Raw genomic sequence first — 16,132 nt, forward strand, 5'->3', positions numbered from 1 at the left:
TCACCAACAACTAAAATTAATTTGTGTTCATGGAATTTTTAAACAAAAAAAGTCCTGAGAGTCATATCGATCTCAGGACTTTTTTTGTTTAAAGGCCTTTTTACAATTGCCTGTTTTATTTAATTCGACGGAGCTGAAGAGCTTTGCGTACTGACATATTTGCTTTTCATTCTGTCTGCGAAAAATTTCATATAGAAACCGCCTACAACACTTCTTGCTTTGAAGTTATCGCGGATACCGGTATTAGAATCATAGAAATCGTTCAAAGGTACACGCGATTCCGTTTCAATAGAATGTCTGTAAACCGGTTTTACCAAAGCCTCAAATTCACTTCGCGTAGGAGCGAACGTGGCAGTCCACAGGATCCAGTCATTTTTTGTATACGCCTTTCTGCTGTCCAGCGGTAACCCGAACTTGTTCTGTTTTGTCAGGTAGTAGCTGATTTCCGTGTTGTAAACCTTCTGAGGGAATAAATTCAGATCCAATACCTTGTCCCAAACAAGATTGTATTTCTGGCTCCAGGTGTTTTTATTATCAAAGGTAAGTGCATAGTGGTCGCCCGCATCAGCCATTTCAATCCATTTAGGGACCATGCTTTCAGCAATAGCCCTGTATTTTTTGGCTGTTTCACTATAGCCCAACGACTCTGCCAGCTGCGCATAAGAAGCGATCCCTACAATTGCCTTAACCGATAAATTCGCATTTCTCGCCAGGTGACCTGCAAAATCATCCGTACACAGCTGGGTTTTAGGATCCAGGCCTTCCTTTGTAAGGTAATCCGCCCAGGTGGTCAATGTCGCCCAATGTTTCTTAGCATAGTTTGCATTGCCCTGTGCTTTGGCGATCGCAGCGGTAAGGATGATCATATTTCCCGACTCTTCCACCGGCATAGGCTCTCCATAGGTTTGGCCGTTGGCTAGCGGATAAGTACCCAGGTCGTGTGCTGCCCATGGGTGCGGATATTTGCCGCTTTCGCTGAAATAGAAGATACCATTTAACATGCCCTGTAGCAGTACCGGATTGTAGATCAGGTAAAGCGGAGCAGAAGGATACGTTACGTCAACCGTATTTATGAAACCACCGCTGTTATTTTCTTTAGATAGCCATAGAACTTCACCTTCCGGACTTTTAACTAAAGTATGAGCGGCAATGCTCTGGCGGTAAGCGAGTAAACACAGGTGGGCATATTCTTTACCACCCGACTGCAAGGCATCAGCATAAACAGCTTTATCAAAGGCCGCACATTTCCGCATTACCTCTTTGTATTGGGTAGCAGCAGCGTTTAGCTGATTCTCAATAGTCTCCTTGCCTGAAGTGTTCCACCATGGTCTTAGGTTCCTCTTGAAATACTGTATAGAATAAATCTCATCGTAGCCCAACTCAACAAAGCGTTCTGCCGGTTTTGATGTTACCGTTCCAAACGGAATAACCGTATTCAGTGCAAGAGATCTGCCCGTAGTAACGGTAGAGGCTGAAGAACCACTTCTGAAAGCAGAAGCAGCCTCTCCGCTGTTGGTGATAAACTGTACTGCGCCGCTTGATTTAGGCGCTGCCACGTAAAAGTAACCCCAGTCGATGCGCATGTCGTCGGCGGCCTTTTGAAGCAAGGGCTGCTCCACCGTACCCGCTTTGAGCACAGACAATGCAGAGGTTGAATATTTTTTCGCGGTTACTTCCTGTGATGGCTTGTATACAGCTATATTCGACGAAGCGCTCATGAAAACCTTTACACTGTGAGTTTTTTTATCGTTAGCCCGCGCACTATAGGTAACGTAGGAAACCGGACGAGCCAGCAGTCCCAGATCGTCCATAAGCAGGGGCGAAGTAAAGGTCACTTTAAGATCCACATTACCACAGGTAAAATCGTAGATGGTCTGTGTGGCAGTCACTTCAACGTTTTTCTGTTTAGCCAGTTGGATGCCTGCACCTTTTTCCTTCAGCTTGTCAACCAAACCAAAGTCGAGGAATCTGCCGCCAGCTGAGTTCGCCAAATGAATGGCAATTACATTCTCGCCGGCTTTCAGGTCGCTTTTGTTGAGATGCACGTATTGAAAAGTGTTGGTCCAGCCCTCTTTTTGATATACCTTTTTGCCATTCAGATACACTTCGATGTTATCATCGTGGTTAATCTTTAACATCAATTCATTGGTTCCCGCCGGGTTTGCAATGCTGAAAGTTCTCCTAACCCAGATATCGTTAGATTTCCAAAGCGTCTTCACCTGCTTTGCATCATCGCCAATAGGCGCCTGTCCCGATTTCCAGTTACCATCGGCATAAGAAGCCGACATCCAGTCACCTTCAGGAGCCGTTTCGGTATACTTTACTGAATAGGACTTTTCGTCGGTAGTGCCTAAAACGGTTTTATAGTTTGCCTCTTCTTTCCCAAGGAAGCGATAGATACTGCCGTCAACCTTGATCAGGCCCACAAGTGAGTGATCTGCACCAGTCCAGTGAGTGGTAGTCGATGCGTTGAGCTGATCGGTACCAGACCATATACTGAAATTAGGGTTGTGCGTGATTAAAGGGTAGGATGGAGCCTTTCTGTCCTGCGCTTGAACCTGGCCGGTTACATAGAAAAATGCCAGCAAGCTCAGGAACTTCAATTTGGTGCGTTTGTTCATCTTTTTGTGTGTGATTATCAGATTGTTTTTTTCGAATATTAGGAACTGTAAAATTAAACGAATGGCATTCCGCATGTTTGCGTTTTTGTATCAACATTTTGCATATGCGTCTCAATCTTTGTAAGAGGTTCGCATACATTGGATGAGCTTTGAGCTGTCATGAGGATCACTGGAGGGATTTCTCAGATTGGGCTGGTTTGGCTTTAGTTTTGAATTGGCTATATTTGTATTATAAAAATATCCGGCGATAGCAACGATAGATTCAACATTACAAGAGATCATGCAACTGGATTACAATTCCAGAGAAATGTTGTTGGAAATCTTACAGAAGCGCCAAATAGAGGCGCGACGCAATGATATGGCTAGAGCTGCTAAAAAGTCCATAAAAGATTATCACCTCGGCAAAACGAAGCCTCTTACTGTTGATGAAACAATAGACAGATTAAACACTTTAGCCTGACCTACCTTTGGAAAGTCGTATCAAAAGTTCGCCAGTAAAAATCCACTGCTAAAAACTGCGATCGCCAAAGCATTACGTGAATTAACATATGATGCCTTTGAGCCATCGTTAAGAACTCATAAATTAAGCGGGAAATTAGCTTTATATTTTGCTTGCTCGTGTGGGTATGATTGCCGGATTGTTTTTACTATTGAGAAAGATCCCGTTGATCCCGGGAATGAATATATCCTGTTGCTTGACATAGGAACACATCAGGACGTGTACTGAAATGCGACCAAAAAATCACCTTAATAAGCTGTTTAATAATACAAGCAGAGGCTACCTCTACAGGGCAGCCTCTGCTTGTATTATTAAACAGGTTCAACCTCTTCAATCCGGTATCTTTTGATACCATCCTCCATTTCCCAACGCACCTCGTCGCCGGTGTTATAACCAATGAGAGCCAGACCGAGAGAGGAGAGAACTGAAAGTTTGTTGTTTTTGATCTTAGCCTCGTGGGGAGCCACGAGTTCAAAAACGAGTTCTTCTTTAGTGTCAGTATCTCTAACCTTCACTTTAGTGTTAATCGCGACTACATTCTTAGGAAAGCTCTTAGCCGGTACCACCGTTGCTGATTTCAGCTCCCTTGTAAGTTGCTCCCGGTTAAGATCAGTAAGCTTTTTGTCCTTCTTTAAGTGATCCTTTATAAGGTGATAAATCCCTTTTGATAAAACTATTTCAGTAACTTCCATGATAAACAAATTAAGTGAACAACTATGCGAACTCTTCTATCTCCTGTAAACGCCCCATGCCTTTAGCGTCAAAGTCGAAAACGCCGTCAATCAGCACTTCGTCATCGCATACAGGACACTCTACTACAATGTTCAAAACAACATCGCGTTCGTTAAAATAATTCACTGGCAAACGGAGAATACCGTTATGCTCCGGACATATAATTTTCATAACCTTAGTTTTTAGATATTAAATTTGATAAAACGTTGAATATTCAGCGCTTAGCTAAACAACCGCCCCAACTTGAGAACCAAGTTGGGTTTAATGAATAAAGGCTTTATTGCTTTTTAAGAAGAAGTAACTCAATTTGAAATGGAAAGGACACATCAAACAGAACATTGCGGCAGTACGGGCAGCGCCGTCCACAGTATTCCGAAAGTATTTAAATGTTCCTGGTCCCATGTTTGCAAATCTATACTTATAACGCTGAAAAACAAGTTCTGGTTCTTTTTATCTGCGATTCGACATTAAAATGACTATACAGATGGGCTCTGGACTTCCGGCGTAATTGATCTGTATTCGTGTGCATCGAAGGCTGCAGAATCCGGTTTGTGAAACTGGAACAGATATTGTGATTGTAATCCATCTCATTATACGGTAAAAGCGGGTGCCTTGATTTTGATTGTGCCTGTAGATTCAATAAATTTGTATTATGGAAACAATACTTATTCATCCCAAAAATAAGGAACAATTAGCTGCTGTAAAAGCATTTGCTAAAGCCCTGAAGATGGATTTTGAAACCAAAGTATCTGAAAGTCCTTACAATCCTGAATTTGTAAAGCGAATTCAGGATGCCAATAGATCTGCTGATAAGGGCAATGTAACAAGGATTAAGGATACAAAAAACATATGGGCAGATATTCTGTAGACATAGAAAAAAATGCAAAAAAACAGCTGGCCGAGCTTTATAAATCAGGAAATAAAGCTGACATAAAGAAGGTAGAAGTCATTTTTTTCGAATTAGAAGAACACCCAAATACAGGAACCGGTAACCCTGAACAATTAAAGTATGAACTTTCGGGGTTTTGGTCAAGGCGTATCAATTCAAAAGATAGGCTCATTTATAAAATTAATGATTTGGAAGTAATCGTTACTGTGATCTCCGCTAAGGGGCATTATGGCGATAGGTAGTAATTGAGCGGACTCTACCAATGTCTATTCAATCGGAATATAAAAGTCCACGATTGCTTTTTTTTCAGGATGGTCGTTGAAGTCGTTGTGATACAGCTCAAAAGGATTCCGGTCAGCTTTCCTATAGCCGTTTTCGTTCATCCATAGAAATAGTGCCGTCCACGATTTTTCAAACTCATTAAGCTCAATCTCAAAACCTGCTACAATAAATTTACCACCGTCGATTGTCATTAACGCTATTTCTCCTTCGGCTTTAACAGGCTCCTTTAGTAAAAGGCTGGCACTCATCCTCACCTTCTCCGCTTCTGTTACTTTGAAACTATCATGGTAAACCGTGATCATTTTCGTCTCCCGATGAAGCAAGCCTTTAGGTCTTGCCCAGCGGATCAGCTTTTCATAAGCGGCCTGAAGATTTTGAGGCCCCATGCCCGATACATAAGCGAGGTTCATTTTGGACACTTCCCTGATTTCTGGTTTTGCGTTCATTGTTATCCAGTTTTTAAGATTATTAATGACGCAAATGTATTTTTCATATTCCGGGTATGGTTGACCGTTCTTGCTTTCAAGTTGACGGATCTTGCTAAACCTGTTTGGATTTGATTTTTTAAATTCAGAGGGACTTACGCCGTAGAATCTTTTAAACGTTCTTGTAAATGACGACTTATCAGTGAAACCGTATCTGAGGAATATCTCGCTCATCGCTGTGTTTTTGTGAAGCAAGTCGAGCGCCGATCTTTCTATCCTTCGTCGCGTAACATACTCTCTGAGCGTTTCTCCGCTTATCGTTTTGAAAACCCGGTGAAAATGAAACGGCGAGAAAAACGCAATTTCCGAAACCGCATTCAACGAGAGGTCGGTATCCAGATTCGCATCAATATATTCAAAAACCCTGTTGATCCTGGATCTGTAGATTGTTTGTACTTCGTTTTCTGAGAAAGCCATAGCCTGAAGCGTGGGATGGGTATTATTACCTGGCTGGTTTTGACTGTGGTAGTAGTGGCATCAAAACAGCAGCGTAAAGCCAAATCCTTTACCTTTCTGATGTCTGTTCATGTTTTCAAATTTCTCAATTTCAAGAGAGAGCATTGCCTCGTATTCATCACTCATAAACTTCCTGAAGATATTAATATTGTTGCCAGCCCTGGCATCCAGCAGGGCCTGTATATAATCGACCTTTGATTCCTGGCGAACAATAGCGAGTGGTAATCCATAATATGCTTGTATATAATTCATCAGTAAGCGCGAACTCCTTCCATTGCCGTCATAAAACGGATGAATACTTACCAGGTTAAAATGAGCGTCGAAAGAGAGGTTTATCTTTTCATCTAAAGAGATTTCAGTACTCATTTTTCGGCCTAATGCCAGAACGAGTTCCTGCACCAGTGACGGAACCTCATCATAATTCGGAAAGTACGTATCGCCCGCTCTTACATTGCCCTTCCTGTATTCACCTTTAGATGAATCCACATTGCCCAGCACAGTATGGTATACCGATCCTGTGTTTTTCAATACAGCCGCTCCAATCTCCCGGATAAATTCTTCAGATACAGGCCGCCGCTTTTTTGCTTCATTTAAAACAAACCGCAGGGCCGTGTAATGGTCCTTTACCATAAGTGTATGGAGAAGTGGTTTGCCTTTAGGCGTTAAACCTTCATTCAATAACACCTCCGTCTCTACTTCGGTAAGAGTAGAGCCCTCCAGAACAGTTGAATGGTGTACAATAGAAATATGATTAAATTTCTCATGATCTATCACATCTTCAATACCCAATGATTTATATCTGTCAATTAAAGCGGTATTCATTCCCCTGTTTGATTAAATGCAGCATTACAAATATCGTACGTTTAAAGCTCAATACCTAAAATAGTTGCCGCAGGCGTTTTCCTCACCGGGAAAGCCGGAACATGCAAAACCACGTTTCTTAGCTCTTTGTGAGCCGAACAGTTTAAACTACTACTGGTTAACCTGAATACGGAGCTCTTCCTGCATAATATGCGTTGATCCGTTGAGTTTATATTCATACGATATTAAGAATACATTGAACTTCCGGCCGAAGGATTCTTCGACACGAAAGATGTTGGGGTATCTTGTATCGCCATCAATCTGCCGCACCTCGATGTCTTTGTAAGGCTTAATTGTGACCTTATTGTCAGCACCGACTTCTAAAATAATGGAGGTCTTGTTGATGTGACTCACATTGCTTTCAAAAGACTCCGTTCCTGCGATCACCCGTACACTGTTGCTGGTTAAGGGGAACAGCTTCTTGTTACCTGCTGTAATTCTTTCGTCGACCAGTCCTGTCATCGCGTAAAAAGCATCATCAGCCTGCGAGGCATAGTCGTTTTTTATAAGGACCTGGTAGAGGATGGAATTTTTCTTCGGATTTATGTCAACTCCAGACACATCTGTAGCTTTTAGCTCAATAAAATACGTCGAGTCTGGCGATAAACCATCCGGATCCAATTTAACCATGGTGCGTCCTGTACGTTCTCCGGCCTTGATAACAATTTTATAGTCCTCAATCTTGTACCGGTTTTTGGGCAACAGTTTCGCGTATAATCTTTCATCGGCATCGAAAAGAGACCTGTTGTAGATGTTAAATTGTTCGTCATCTTCCTCCAGCTGGATAATCATGTCCTTAGCAGGCGCGTGTGTGCCACCTGCAGAAGCAGCGATATAGCCCGTAACCTCCCTACCTGTCAGCGGAACGATCTCCTCAAATGTATTGTAATAGTTGCTGCTGATCAAAGCAACTTCGTTTTTGTACATCTCTTGTTCAAACACGTCGTTGTCTTTGCACGATGAGAGCGCCGCAGCGGCTGCCAGCATCAGTATATAACTTCGTTTCATCTTATACTTTTTCATTTAACCTAATAACCTGGATTCTGATCTACAGATGGTAATCTTCTCAGCTCTGCGCGGGGTATTGGCATAAAAACCAACTTTTTGTTCACTATACGGGTCATGAATGAGGATGTACCCGGAATGACACGCTGATAGTAAGTTTCTTTGGTAGAGCCATCCGGGTTCATACCGCGGATAGGTTCACGCTCTGTTTCTTCGTAGATACCCCAGCGGCGGACATCATAGAAGCGTCTGTTTTCCCATAAAAACTCAACCATGCGTTCGCGTACAATCTGTTTTTGCACTTCGGGGGCACTGCTTAACTGCGCTGAACTCAGACCCGGCAGACCTGCGCGGTACCGTACAAGATTAAAAGCAGCTTTCACCTGTTCAACATCGCGCGATACGGTATATTCCCGGTCTCCCAGCGTTACGGTATGGCTGCCAGTTAAATTATTAAGTGCCTCCGCATACGATAAAAGAATCTCCGCATAGCGAATGATGGAATATGCTTTTTTGATGTGGCGAGCACCAGTACCCTGAAATGCGTCCATCGGGTGATTATATTTTTTTATCACATAACCTGTAATGGGATAGTTGGGCGACGTTGCGGTCACTCCGCCACGGCCGTCGGCATCCTGGTAATAGTATTTGGCCGTATGATTATTCAGCGAGGTGCTCGATTGTGCCTGCCAGATTGCTTCGTTAAAGCCAATAGAGGCGTAAAAGCGCATTTCACGATTAGCGTACATTTTATACACACCGGAATTGAGCGGATAGCCCGAAAAGTTGCGGGGTTTTTCGGTGAAGCCGGTTTCTGAATAGTACCCATCAGCAGAAGCTTCTTCCCTGGTACGCCCGTCGTCCATCAGGTAAGCATCAACTACTTTCTGCGTAACGCAGAAACGGCCCCAGCCGCCTAACGAAGGGGGCATAGAACCCTGGCTAATGGTTTTTTCCAGGTAATCTGTATTTCTGCCCCAGATTAGTTCCTTATTGATCGCCGCGACCGCTTCGCCCGTGAATATATCTGAATACGATCTTAGCGGATCAATACCTGCTGCGCCATTGGGGTAATTACTATAAAAACTAGGATCGGAAGTAACGCCTTGAGGAAGTGAAGGTGTTTTGTCGTCGCTCACTACAGTGTACAATCTGTATTGACCCATATCCATCACACGCTTTGCGGCGGCAGCCGCAACAGCCCATCGCGACTCATCATACTGCTGCGATACGTAGTTCACGTTATCCGTCTTTCGTTTCCAGTTTCCAAAATATGCGCTGGCAACCGGTCCGCCGTTAAATAAGGGACTTGCGTGGATCAGGCGTAAGCGGGCGATTAAAGCAAATGCGGCGCCTTTAGTAGGCCGGCCAAAGTCAAGCAATGACGATTCCTTTGGAAGAAGAGTTGCTGCCTTCTCGAACTCGCCGCAGGTATATTCCATCGTTTCGTCGTAAGTACCCCTCGTGCGATCATAATACTCGATTGGTTCGTTCGTATTAACCACTTCGTCGCCAAGCAGGATCGCCGGTCCGTAGTCTACAAGGATATTATAGTAAGCATAGGCCCGGATAAATCGCGTGTACCCTTCTATACGCAGGCGATCCGCATTTGTAAAGCCCCTGGGCCGGTCGAGGTTCTGCAGGATACTGTTACATTTCCGGATGATCTTATAATAGTTGCCCCATTGATTTAAATTCGGATTACTATCCCCAAAGAAGTCCGGAGAGATGCGTCCGGTGGCGAAATCCATTCCATAATAAATATTGCTCGCACCGCCTCCGGTAAGTCCGTTCAGGCCTTCATCAGTAGCCATCGGACCAGGCGTATAACCCGCGCGGATGGTGTTCGACTCGTCAGGAAACATTGCCGCTGCCCCCCACATATATGCTTCGATGTTCTGTGGATTGGAAAATGCGGAGTCGATATTAAATTCATCATCGAAGTAGTCGCCGATATTGAGATAATCCTTTTTACAAGACGATACCATTACGATCATCTGGATGATGACGGCTACGCTTGCTATTCTTTTAATTGACGTTTTCATGCCTTAAATTATAATCGCATTAGAAGTTCACGTACACCTGGAATGAATAGGTGGACGGTATTGGGTATTTACGGCCATTCCATGCAGCCTGTTCGGGATCAAAGATTTTGACCTTATCCCAGATATACAGATTACTGCCCACGAACTGGAGGTCCATTGAGGAAACTCCGATCCTCTTGAGAAACGATGGCCTGATGTTGTAGTTCAGCGTAACTTCTTCCAGCCGCACATAACTCGCATCTCCCTGCCAGAAGGTTGATACCTGGCTGTTATTGGCATTATTCCCATATTGCAAACGAGGGAAGCGTGCATTGGGGTTTTCTGCCAGTGCAGGATCCATTCCGTTCGCGACTGCGTAGCTCATGGGGATCCAGCGGTTTTTCGGGTCGGCTGCCAATGTAAGCACATTACCTAAATTGCCTTCAAAGAAGGGCATATATCCCATTCCGTTAGGTTTCTTTTCATCGTCTACCTTCATCTCCTGGCCCACATAAAAGAAGGATGTTTTTCCGGTTCCCTTAAACAGAACTCCTACTGTGAGCTTTTTATAACGGATTTCCCCACCAAATCCGAACATTGATAAGGGGTAATTGCTATGTGTTAAAGGAACCATATCCAGTTTATCGATTGTCCCGTCTCCGTTCACATCCTTATATTTGATGTCACCCGGCAGCACGTCGCCAAAAGTCTGCTTTGGACTGTATTTAATATCATCGGCGTCTTTAAACAATCCCAGGGACTGATAACCCCGTATCGAATTGTGAGGGAAACCGTTGAACTCAAGATACGGATACTCCAGATAGGCTTGTTCCCAGTTCTGCACCACGTTTTTCGAGTACGTATAGTTACCTCTTAAGGTAAATCCCATGTGATCAGTAATGTTGGCAGAATAGCTTATGTTACCGTCAACTCCCGAGCTTTTCATCCGCCCAACGTTAGCGTAGGGGTTGGAAACCACACCTACGTACTCCGGCACCTGTACGCGTGGTTGAAAAATACCATTACGCTGGTCTTTGAACACGTCGACCACGAAATCGACCTTGTTGTTCAAAAGTTTACCTTCAATACCTATATTTGACTTAATCGCTTTTTCCCAGGCCAGATTATCGGCGCCAATCCGGGTCTCACGGATTGTTTCGACATCAGGGATCCCCCATACGTCTTTTTTCTCCTGATTCACTTTAGTGAGGTAGGGGAAACGAATGTCCGAGATCCGGTCGTTACCCACCGTACCATAGGACGCTCTTATCTTCAGGTAATCCAGCCAGGGAGCTGTCTCGCTTACAAACTTATAGCCGGTAGGTACCCAGCCCAGGGCTACAGATGGGAAAAAGCCGTACTGCCTGCCAGGTTGAAAATTTTCTGAACCGGTATAGCCGAAATTGACGTCCAGCAGATAGGTGTCGCGAAAACCATACGTAAGCCTGCTGGATATCCCCTGATACCGCAGCGGGATGGACTCGAGATTACTGGTCGCGTCTTTGGTATCCTTGGCATCGCTCATATAATAATACACTAACGCCGATGTACGGTGGTCGGTACCGAAAACCTGATCGTAGTTAATAACTGATTCTAAAAAGTACTTGCGATATTGACGTGTAGTCTTGCTGTAGAGCGCTTTTTGCTCCTGCACCGTCTCCAGCATCACCAGAGATCCGTTGTAGGTTCGGCCCAGAGCTCTGTAAAGTGCCGGTTGTACTTTCCTGCGCTCCTCAAAGTAACTATGCACATCGTAAGCACCCTGAACCCTAAACTTAAGGCCGTCTACTACTTTCGATAAGTCCTGGTTGATAGCTAAGGTAGTTTTGCCTTTAAAGAGCTGATCTGATGCCCGGCCCGTGCGGTTGATCATCACATAGGGCGATGAGCGGTCCTCGCCACCCAAACCCGGGAGCATACCATTCGAATATCGTGTAGGAACAGCTAAAGGGGTAAGTCGCGACTGTGCACCCCATATATAGTCGGTGTTCGCTAACCCTGGTTGATCCAATTTTGACAGAAACCCGTCTGCTCCCAGGAAAACCTTGGTGCTGCTGGTCAGGTTTACGTCCAGGTTCATCCTGTAGTTATACGTATCGAAACCTACGTTAGAACTGTATATACTGTTCTTATCGACCTTGTACGCAGCACTTTCGCCCTTGCCGCCCAGGCTAAGAAAGTAGCGTGCTACCTCAGATCCTCCGCGGGCACTCATATAATAGCTTCGGCGCCAGGAGGTTTTATTCAAAATTTCATCCTGCCAGTCAACGTCCGGATACATATCCTGATCCAAACCATCACGGATGATGCCCATCTCCGTCTGATTGTAGAGCGGGCTTTGCCCCCTGACCGTGGTCGCCTCATTAGCCAGTTGTGCGTAATCATAGGCCCGGAGGTATTGAGGCAGGCGGTTGAGACGGGATAAAGTGGTATTAGCCCGTGCAGTGATCTGAATGCGATTCACCTGTCCGCGCTTTGTAGTTACTAAAATAACCCCATTTGCTCCTCTAACGCCATATACGGCGGTAGCCGACGCATCCTTCAGGATGGAAAAGCCCTGCACATCGGCCGGGTCGATCGTGTTGAGGTCGCCCTCTAAACCATCAATAAGCACCAGGGCGCTGTTATTTGCGCCAAAGGTGCCGATACCGCGTACCCAGAACTCAGAGATGTTCTTACCCGGTTCGCCGCTGCCTAACCTTGAGATTACACCTGCGGCCCTTCCTCCGAGCAGATTGGCAATTGACGGCGATGGCGACTGAAGGTCTTTGACATTTACAGTGGTAATAGCACCAACGGAGCTTATTTTTCGCTGGGTATTACCGAGCCCGACAATGATCACCTCATCAATGGTTGTCGAATTTTCTGCAAGCGTGATCTTTAGACTGTTATTTGATTCGATAGCAAGGTGCTCGGCCGCGTTATAACCAACGGACCTGAATACAACCTTATCTCCATAGATAGCTTTGATGCTAAATTTTCCTTCGCCGGTGGTAGATGTACCAATAGCCGGCTTGTCTTTTATATACACAGATACACCGGGAACTGGTTTATTTTCCTTATCCACAACGGTACCAGATATTGTTAACTCTTTTCCTTGCTGCGCAAATGTTGTCCGGGCCGACAGGCACAACAACAGCATGCACATACTCCAAATGAACTTCATTTCAGATAAATAAATTTATTATTCAATAACCAGTTTACGTATTCGGGCATTACTCCAGTCGGCGATATAGATATCACCCTGCTCGTTGACCGCCACTCCCCAGGGTTGGTTGAAGAGCGATTCTACCGGCCCGCCATCTTTGTAGCCTGGCTTGCCCGGCTGGCCCGCCACGGTTGTTACAATGTTATCGGCTGATACCATGCGGATACAGTGGTTTCCATAATCGGCAACAAACATATTTCCACTATTATCAAACTTGATGTCTTTCGGATAGTTGAACAGGGCATCGGCCAAAGGTCCGTCGCGGAATCCACTCCCGCCTGGTGCGTTAAGTCGTTTAAAACCACCGGTTCCGTTAGGGTCACGAAGGTCTAAAACGGAGATACCTTGTCTGAACTCTGTAGGATTCGCGTTGGAATGCAGGGTGATGTACAGCAGCCAGGGCTTTGCCGGATTGATTGCCTGACCATACTGAGATCCATAAGGGCCCTTGTAAACAATTTTAGCCTCCATGGTTTCAGGATTGATTTTTGCAACTCTTCCATCCCGGTACCTGGTGTAAAGATGACCGTCGTAGGGACAAAAAGTAATGAAGTTCTTGTAGCGGTCTGCATCTACGATCGAGCTTAGATCAGCCGCAGAGAATTTGACGTTACGTTGTCGTGGATACCATGCTTCGCGAGGATCAAAAGTAAAGATAACCTCTTTTGTAGACTCGTGAGCAGCAGTAAGCATCCCGGTTTTGCGGTCCACAGTAAGCCCGTTTGCAAATAATATCCGGCCTGTGGCTTCCGACTCGATCAATGGGGTGACGATGTTTTGCTGCTCATTGATCCTGGCTACACCAAACGTCGCGGGGTTGCCGCCGTCACGCCATGACATAAATATATTACCTTCGGCGTCGAGCTCCAGGTACTTACCATAAACCTCCGCCTCAGAAAGAGTGCCTGGCTTAAAGTTCATTTTACCATTGCCTGTAACAGTACTCACCTGGGCCTGCGTGTGGTAAGCGAAGGAATCATTATAAGTAACCGAGTCTTCTCCTACAACTACCGAAATGCGCGGATTGGCACCCGGAAGGCGAGGTACGATGGCATAAATCCGTTCGCCGCTCGATGAGATAACAGAAGCTTTCGCATTATTGAAGTAAACCTTTATTTTACCAGGATCAGTGCCGAAGTTTTCGCCATCCAGTAAGATCTTATCTCTGGCCCCGCCTTCCTGGGGGTAGAAAGACGTGAGGACGACAGGCTTTGATGCGTCATGATTCTTTTCCGGACGCTCATCTTTCGACTTGCAGGATGAAAGACAAAGCGAACCGAAGCATATCAGGAACAAGGCAATACGATGCCTGTCAACATACTTTTGTTGATTTTTCATTAGAATAATTTGTTTTTTAATGGCAATGAAGCTATCATGTGCACCAAGCTTCTATTCATTTCGGTTTGTGTGATGCGCACATGATGGTTTCATTGTAATGAAATTAAGTGGAGATTAGGTCTCTTTATTTATTTCGCCGGTTCTTCTACATTGAAAGATTGTTCCTGCGAAAATACGTTGCCAAACATGTCTGTCGCCCTCACCTGGATTGTGTGCGAACCTGCTTTGAGCTTACGCGCCGGAATATCGCCGCTCCACAGGTGGGTACTCTCTACTCCGGTAGATGGTCGGCGGCCGCGCATTAACTGGTCGGATAGATCCCACTTATATACTTTTGTCATATACGAAGGATCGGCATTTAAAACATAAGTCATGGGCGCCCATTTCTGGTTATCAATACGATATTCAACTAAATCGCCCTTTGCTCCCATAAAAAAGTTGGCAAAGATCTGCGCACTCGTATTTCTTCCGCCCGCAATAACTTTAGGGCTGAATATCCCGATCTGGTATTCTTTAGGTTTTCCGGCTACTTTATAATCTATCTTATACTTATTGTTGTCGATCGTTAAGAAAGCATAACCCTTAGGCGTACCATCTCTCATGGTTGAAGAGGGAACCCCCTGCTCGTTGAACTCGCCGGAGTACCAGTCGCCCGAAGTTGTTCCCGCGTTGTATTCATGATGCGGATTCTCCTGCAGCCAGCCGTCTTCCTTACCGTAAAAGTTATGTCTCTGCAAATGAGTGTGTGCCGACATCGATAAAGTGTTAGGATAGTCTTTTAAGATGTTAAACAAGCGTTGTCTGTCTTCTTTTCTGAAAGGGCCGTCTTCTTCATCTTCAATTAGCAAAGGAATATGGAAAGCCAGCACGATCAATTTATCTTTATCTACATACTTCAGGTCATTTTCAACGAAGTCCAGCTGGTCTTTCCTAAATCCGCCCCAGTAGCTCTTTCCATCACGCGGGTCTGGATAGATGATGTCGTCAAGGATGATAAAATGTGCATTACCATAGTTAAAAGCATAATTTGCAGGGCCAAAATTCTTCTCAAATGTTTCATCTGACAATGAATCCGCTTTGGCATCATAATTCATATCATGGTTCCCGATCACGTTATACCATGGAACGCCAACTTCGCTCACAGCTTTAATATAAGGACTATGCAATGACAGGTTATCACCAACAAGATCGCCCAGGCTTAAACCAAAACCAATGTTTTTTATCCCTTTTAATTCTGAAACGATGCCTTTAGAGAAGTAATCAACCTCCTCCTGGGTGTACGGTTGCGGATCGCCGAAAATCAATGAAGTGAATGTTGTGGGCTCATTGGCAGGAACTAAAGCAAAATCAACGGACGCGGGCAATTTTCCGGTTGGTGCTGATCCTTTGTATTTAAAATCAGCCGGTGATCCAAGAGGTTTATGGATGTAGTAATAAGCTGGCTGATTCAGCTCATTGACCGCCACCTGATAATTTTTCGGCTTGATCACGAAAAGAATATTGTCGTTACTTACGGGGAGTTCATAAAACCCCTTACTGTTCGTTTGTACGACATTTACTCCATTACTTACCGCGACTCCCGCGATGCCTTTTTCTTTGGACTCCTTTTTGCCGTTTCTGTTTGCATCTTCAAAAACGTACCCCTTCGCCTTCGTTTGTGCAGAAGCCAGGGAACCGACAGAAAGGCCGATTAGAACTGATAAAAGTATCTTCATAATGTGTTGCTTGGTGG

12 protein-coding genes are annotated in these 16,132 nt (G+C 44.8%); 2 read left to right on the top strand and 10 right to left on the bottom strand.

All coding sequences use genetic code 11. The features are described 5' to 3' along the window. Window positions 1-119 precede the first annotated feature (119 nt). The 3 genes from BDE36_RS05200 to BDE36_RS05215 all read right to left on the bottom strand — a co-directional run bounded on the left by BDE36_RS05200 (window position 120) and on the right by BDE36_RS05215 (window position 4,023). The gene (locus BDE36_RS05200) at window positions 120-2,621 is read right to left on the bottom strand and encodes a glutaminase family protein (protein WP_141813995.1); all 2,502 of its coding nucleotides are present in this window, start codon (window positions 2,619-2,621) and stop codon (window positions 120-122) included. A gap of 810 nt (window positions 2,622-3,431) precedes the next feature. After that, the gene (locus BDE36_RS05210; RefSeq protein ID WP_141813996.1) at window positions 3,432-3,812 is read right to left on the bottom strand and encodes a GreA/GreB family elongation factor; all 381 of its coding nucleotides are present in this window, start codon (window positions 3,810-3,812) and stop codon (window positions 3,432-3,434) included. Window positions 3,813-3,834: 22 nt separating this feature from the next. Beyond that, on the bottom strand, window positions 3,835-4,023 hold the full coding sequence (locus BDE36_RS05215) for a hypothetical protein (RefSeq protein ID WP_141813997.1): 189 nt from the start codon (window positions 4,021-4,023) through the stop codon (window positions 3,835-3,837). Between the two features lie 481 nt (window positions 4,024-4,504). Between BDE36_RS05215 and BDE36_RS05220 the strand changes: the two genes are divergently transcribed. Both BDE36_RS05220 and BDE36_RS05225 read left to right on the top strand, forming a co-directional pair. Continuing rightward, window positions 4,505-4,720: a DUF2683 family protein gene (locus BDE36_RS05220; RefSeq protein WP_141813998.1), complete on the top strand. Its 216-nt coding sequence runs from the start codon at window positions 4,505-4,507 to the stop codon at window positions 4,718-4,720. Next, window positions 4,702-4,983: a Txe/YoeB family addiction module toxin gene (locus BDE36_RS05225; RefSeq protein ID WP_141813999.1), complete on the top strand. Its 282-nt coding sequence runs from the start codon at window positions 4,702-4,704 to the stop codon at window positions 4,981-4,983. Before BDE36_RS05220 ends, BDE36_RS05225 begins: the two co-directional genes overlap by 19 nt. A gap of 24 nt (window positions 4,984-5,007) precedes the next feature. On the opposite strand, the gene BDE36_RS05230 is transcribed toward BDE36_RS05225, so the two are convergent. The 7 genes from BDE36_RS05230 to BDE36_RS05260 form a co-directional block, all read right to left on the bottom strand. Further along, window positions 5,008-5,925 carry an AraC family transcriptional regulator gene (locus tag BDE36_RS05230; protein WP_141814000.1) on the bottom strand — a complete coding sequence of 306 codons (918 nt, stop codon included), beginning with the start codon at window positions 5,923-5,925 and terminating at the stop codon, window positions 5,008-5,010. Window positions 5,926-5,985: 60 nt separating this feature from the next. Then, window positions 5,986-6,786: a Fic family protein gene (locus BDE36_RS05235; RefSeq protein ID WP_141814001.1), complete on the bottom strand. Its 801-nt coding sequence runs from the start codon at window positions 6,784-6,786 to the stop codon at window positions 5,986-5,988. Between the two features lie 150 nt (window positions 6,787-6,936). After that, window positions 6,937-7,833, bottom strand: coding sequence for a BT_3044 domain-containing protein (locus tag BDE36_RS05240; RefSeq protein WP_141814002.1), 897 nt, complete (start codon window positions 7,831-7,833; stop codon window positions 6,937-6,939). A 20-nt stretch (window positions 7,834-7,853) separates the two neighbouring features. Then, window positions 7,854-9,875: a RagB/SusD family nutrient uptake outer membrane protein gene (locus BDE36_RS05245; RefSeq protein WP_141814003.1), complete on the bottom strand. Its 2,022-nt coding sequence runs from the start codon at window positions 9,873-9,875 to the stop codon at window positions 7,854-7,856. Between the two features lie 19 nt (window positions 9,876-9,894). Next, complete coding sequence (locus BDE36_RS05250; RefSeq protein WP_161987543.1) at window positions 9,895-13,020, bottom strand: SusC/RagA family TonB-linked outer membrane protein; 3,126 nt, start codon at window positions 13,018-13,020, stop codon at window positions 9,895-9,897. An 18-nt stretch (window positions 13,021-13,038) separates the two neighbouring features. Then, the gene (locus tag BDE36_RS05255) at window positions 13,039-14,400 is read right to left on the bottom strand and encodes an IPT/TIG domain-containing protein (RefSeq protein ID WP_141814005.1); all 1,362 of its coding nucleotides are present in this window, start codon (window positions 14,398-14,400) and stop codon (window positions 13,039-13,041) included. 128 nt (window positions 14,401-14,528) lie between these two features. Continuing rightward, window positions 14,529-16,115 carry a calcineurin-like phosphoesterase C-terminal domain-containing protein gene (locus BDE36_RS05260; RefSeq protein WP_141814006.1) on the bottom strand — a complete coding sequence of 529 codons (1,587 nt, stop codon included), beginning with the start codon at window positions 16,113-16,115 and terminating at the stop codon, window positions 14,529-14,531. Window positions 16,116-16,132: the final 17 nt, after the last annotated feature.

The sequence above is a fragment of the Arcticibacter tournemirensis genome, from assembly GCF_006716645.1.
GTDB lineage: Bacteria > Bacteroidota > Bacteroidia > Sphingobacteriales > Sphingobacteriaceae > Arcticibacter > Arcticibacter tournemirensis.

What these genes read in the sequence shown, in the direction of transcription:
- BDE36_RS05200 (WP_141813995.1), bottom strand. Translation starts at nt 2,621, where the DNA reads ATGAACAAACGCACCAAATTGAAGTTCCTGAGCTTGCTGGCATTTTTC.
- BDE36_RS05210 (WP_141813996.1), bottom strand. Translation starts at nt 3,812, where the DNA reads ATGGAAGTTACTGAAATAGTTTTATCAAAAGGGATTTATCACCTTATA.
- BDE36_RS05215 (WP_141813997.1), bottom strand. Translation starts at nt 4,023, where the DNA reads ATGAAAATTATATGTCCGGAGCATAACGGTATTCTCCGTTTGCCAGTG.
- BDE36_RS05220 (WP_141813998.1), top strand. Translation starts at nt 4,505, where the DNA reads ATGGAAACAATACTTATTCATCCCAAAAATAAGGAACAATTAGCTGCT.
- BDE36_RS05225 (WP_141813999.1), top strand. Translation starts at nt 4,702, where the DNA reads ATGGGCAGATATTCTGTAGACATAGAAAAAAATGCAAAAAAACAGCTG.
- BDE36_RS05230 (WP_141814000.1), bottom strand. Translation starts at nt 5,925, where the DNA reads ATGGCTTTCTCAGAAAACGAAGTACAAACAATCTACAGATCCAGGATC.
- BDE36_RS05235 (WP_141814001.1), bottom strand. Translation starts at nt 6,786, where the DNA reads ATGAATACCGCTTTAATTGACAGATATAAATCATTGGGTATTGAAGAT.
- BDE36_RS05240 (WP_141814002.1), bottom strand. Translation starts at nt 7,833, where the DNA reads ATGAAACGAAGTTATATACTGATGCTGGCAGCCGCTGCGGCGCTCTCA.
- BDE36_RS05245 (WP_141814003.1), bottom strand. Translation starts at nt 9,875, where the DNA reads ATGAAAACGTCAATTAAAAGAATAGCAAGCGTAGCCGTCATCATCCAG.
- BDE36_RS05250 (WP_161987543.1), bottom strand. Translation starts at nt 13,020, where the DNA reads ATGAAGTTCATTTGGAGTATGTGCATGCTGTTGTTGTGCCTGTCGGCC.
- BDE36_RS05255 (WP_141814005.1), bottom strand. Translation starts at nt 14,400, where the DNA reads ATGAAAAATCAACAAAAGTATGTTGACAGGCATCGTATTGCCTTGTTC.
- BDE36_RS05260 (WP_141814006.1), bottom strand. Translation starts at nt 16,115, where the DNA reads ATGAAGATACTTTTATCAGTTCTAATCGGCCTTTCTGTCGGTTCCCTG.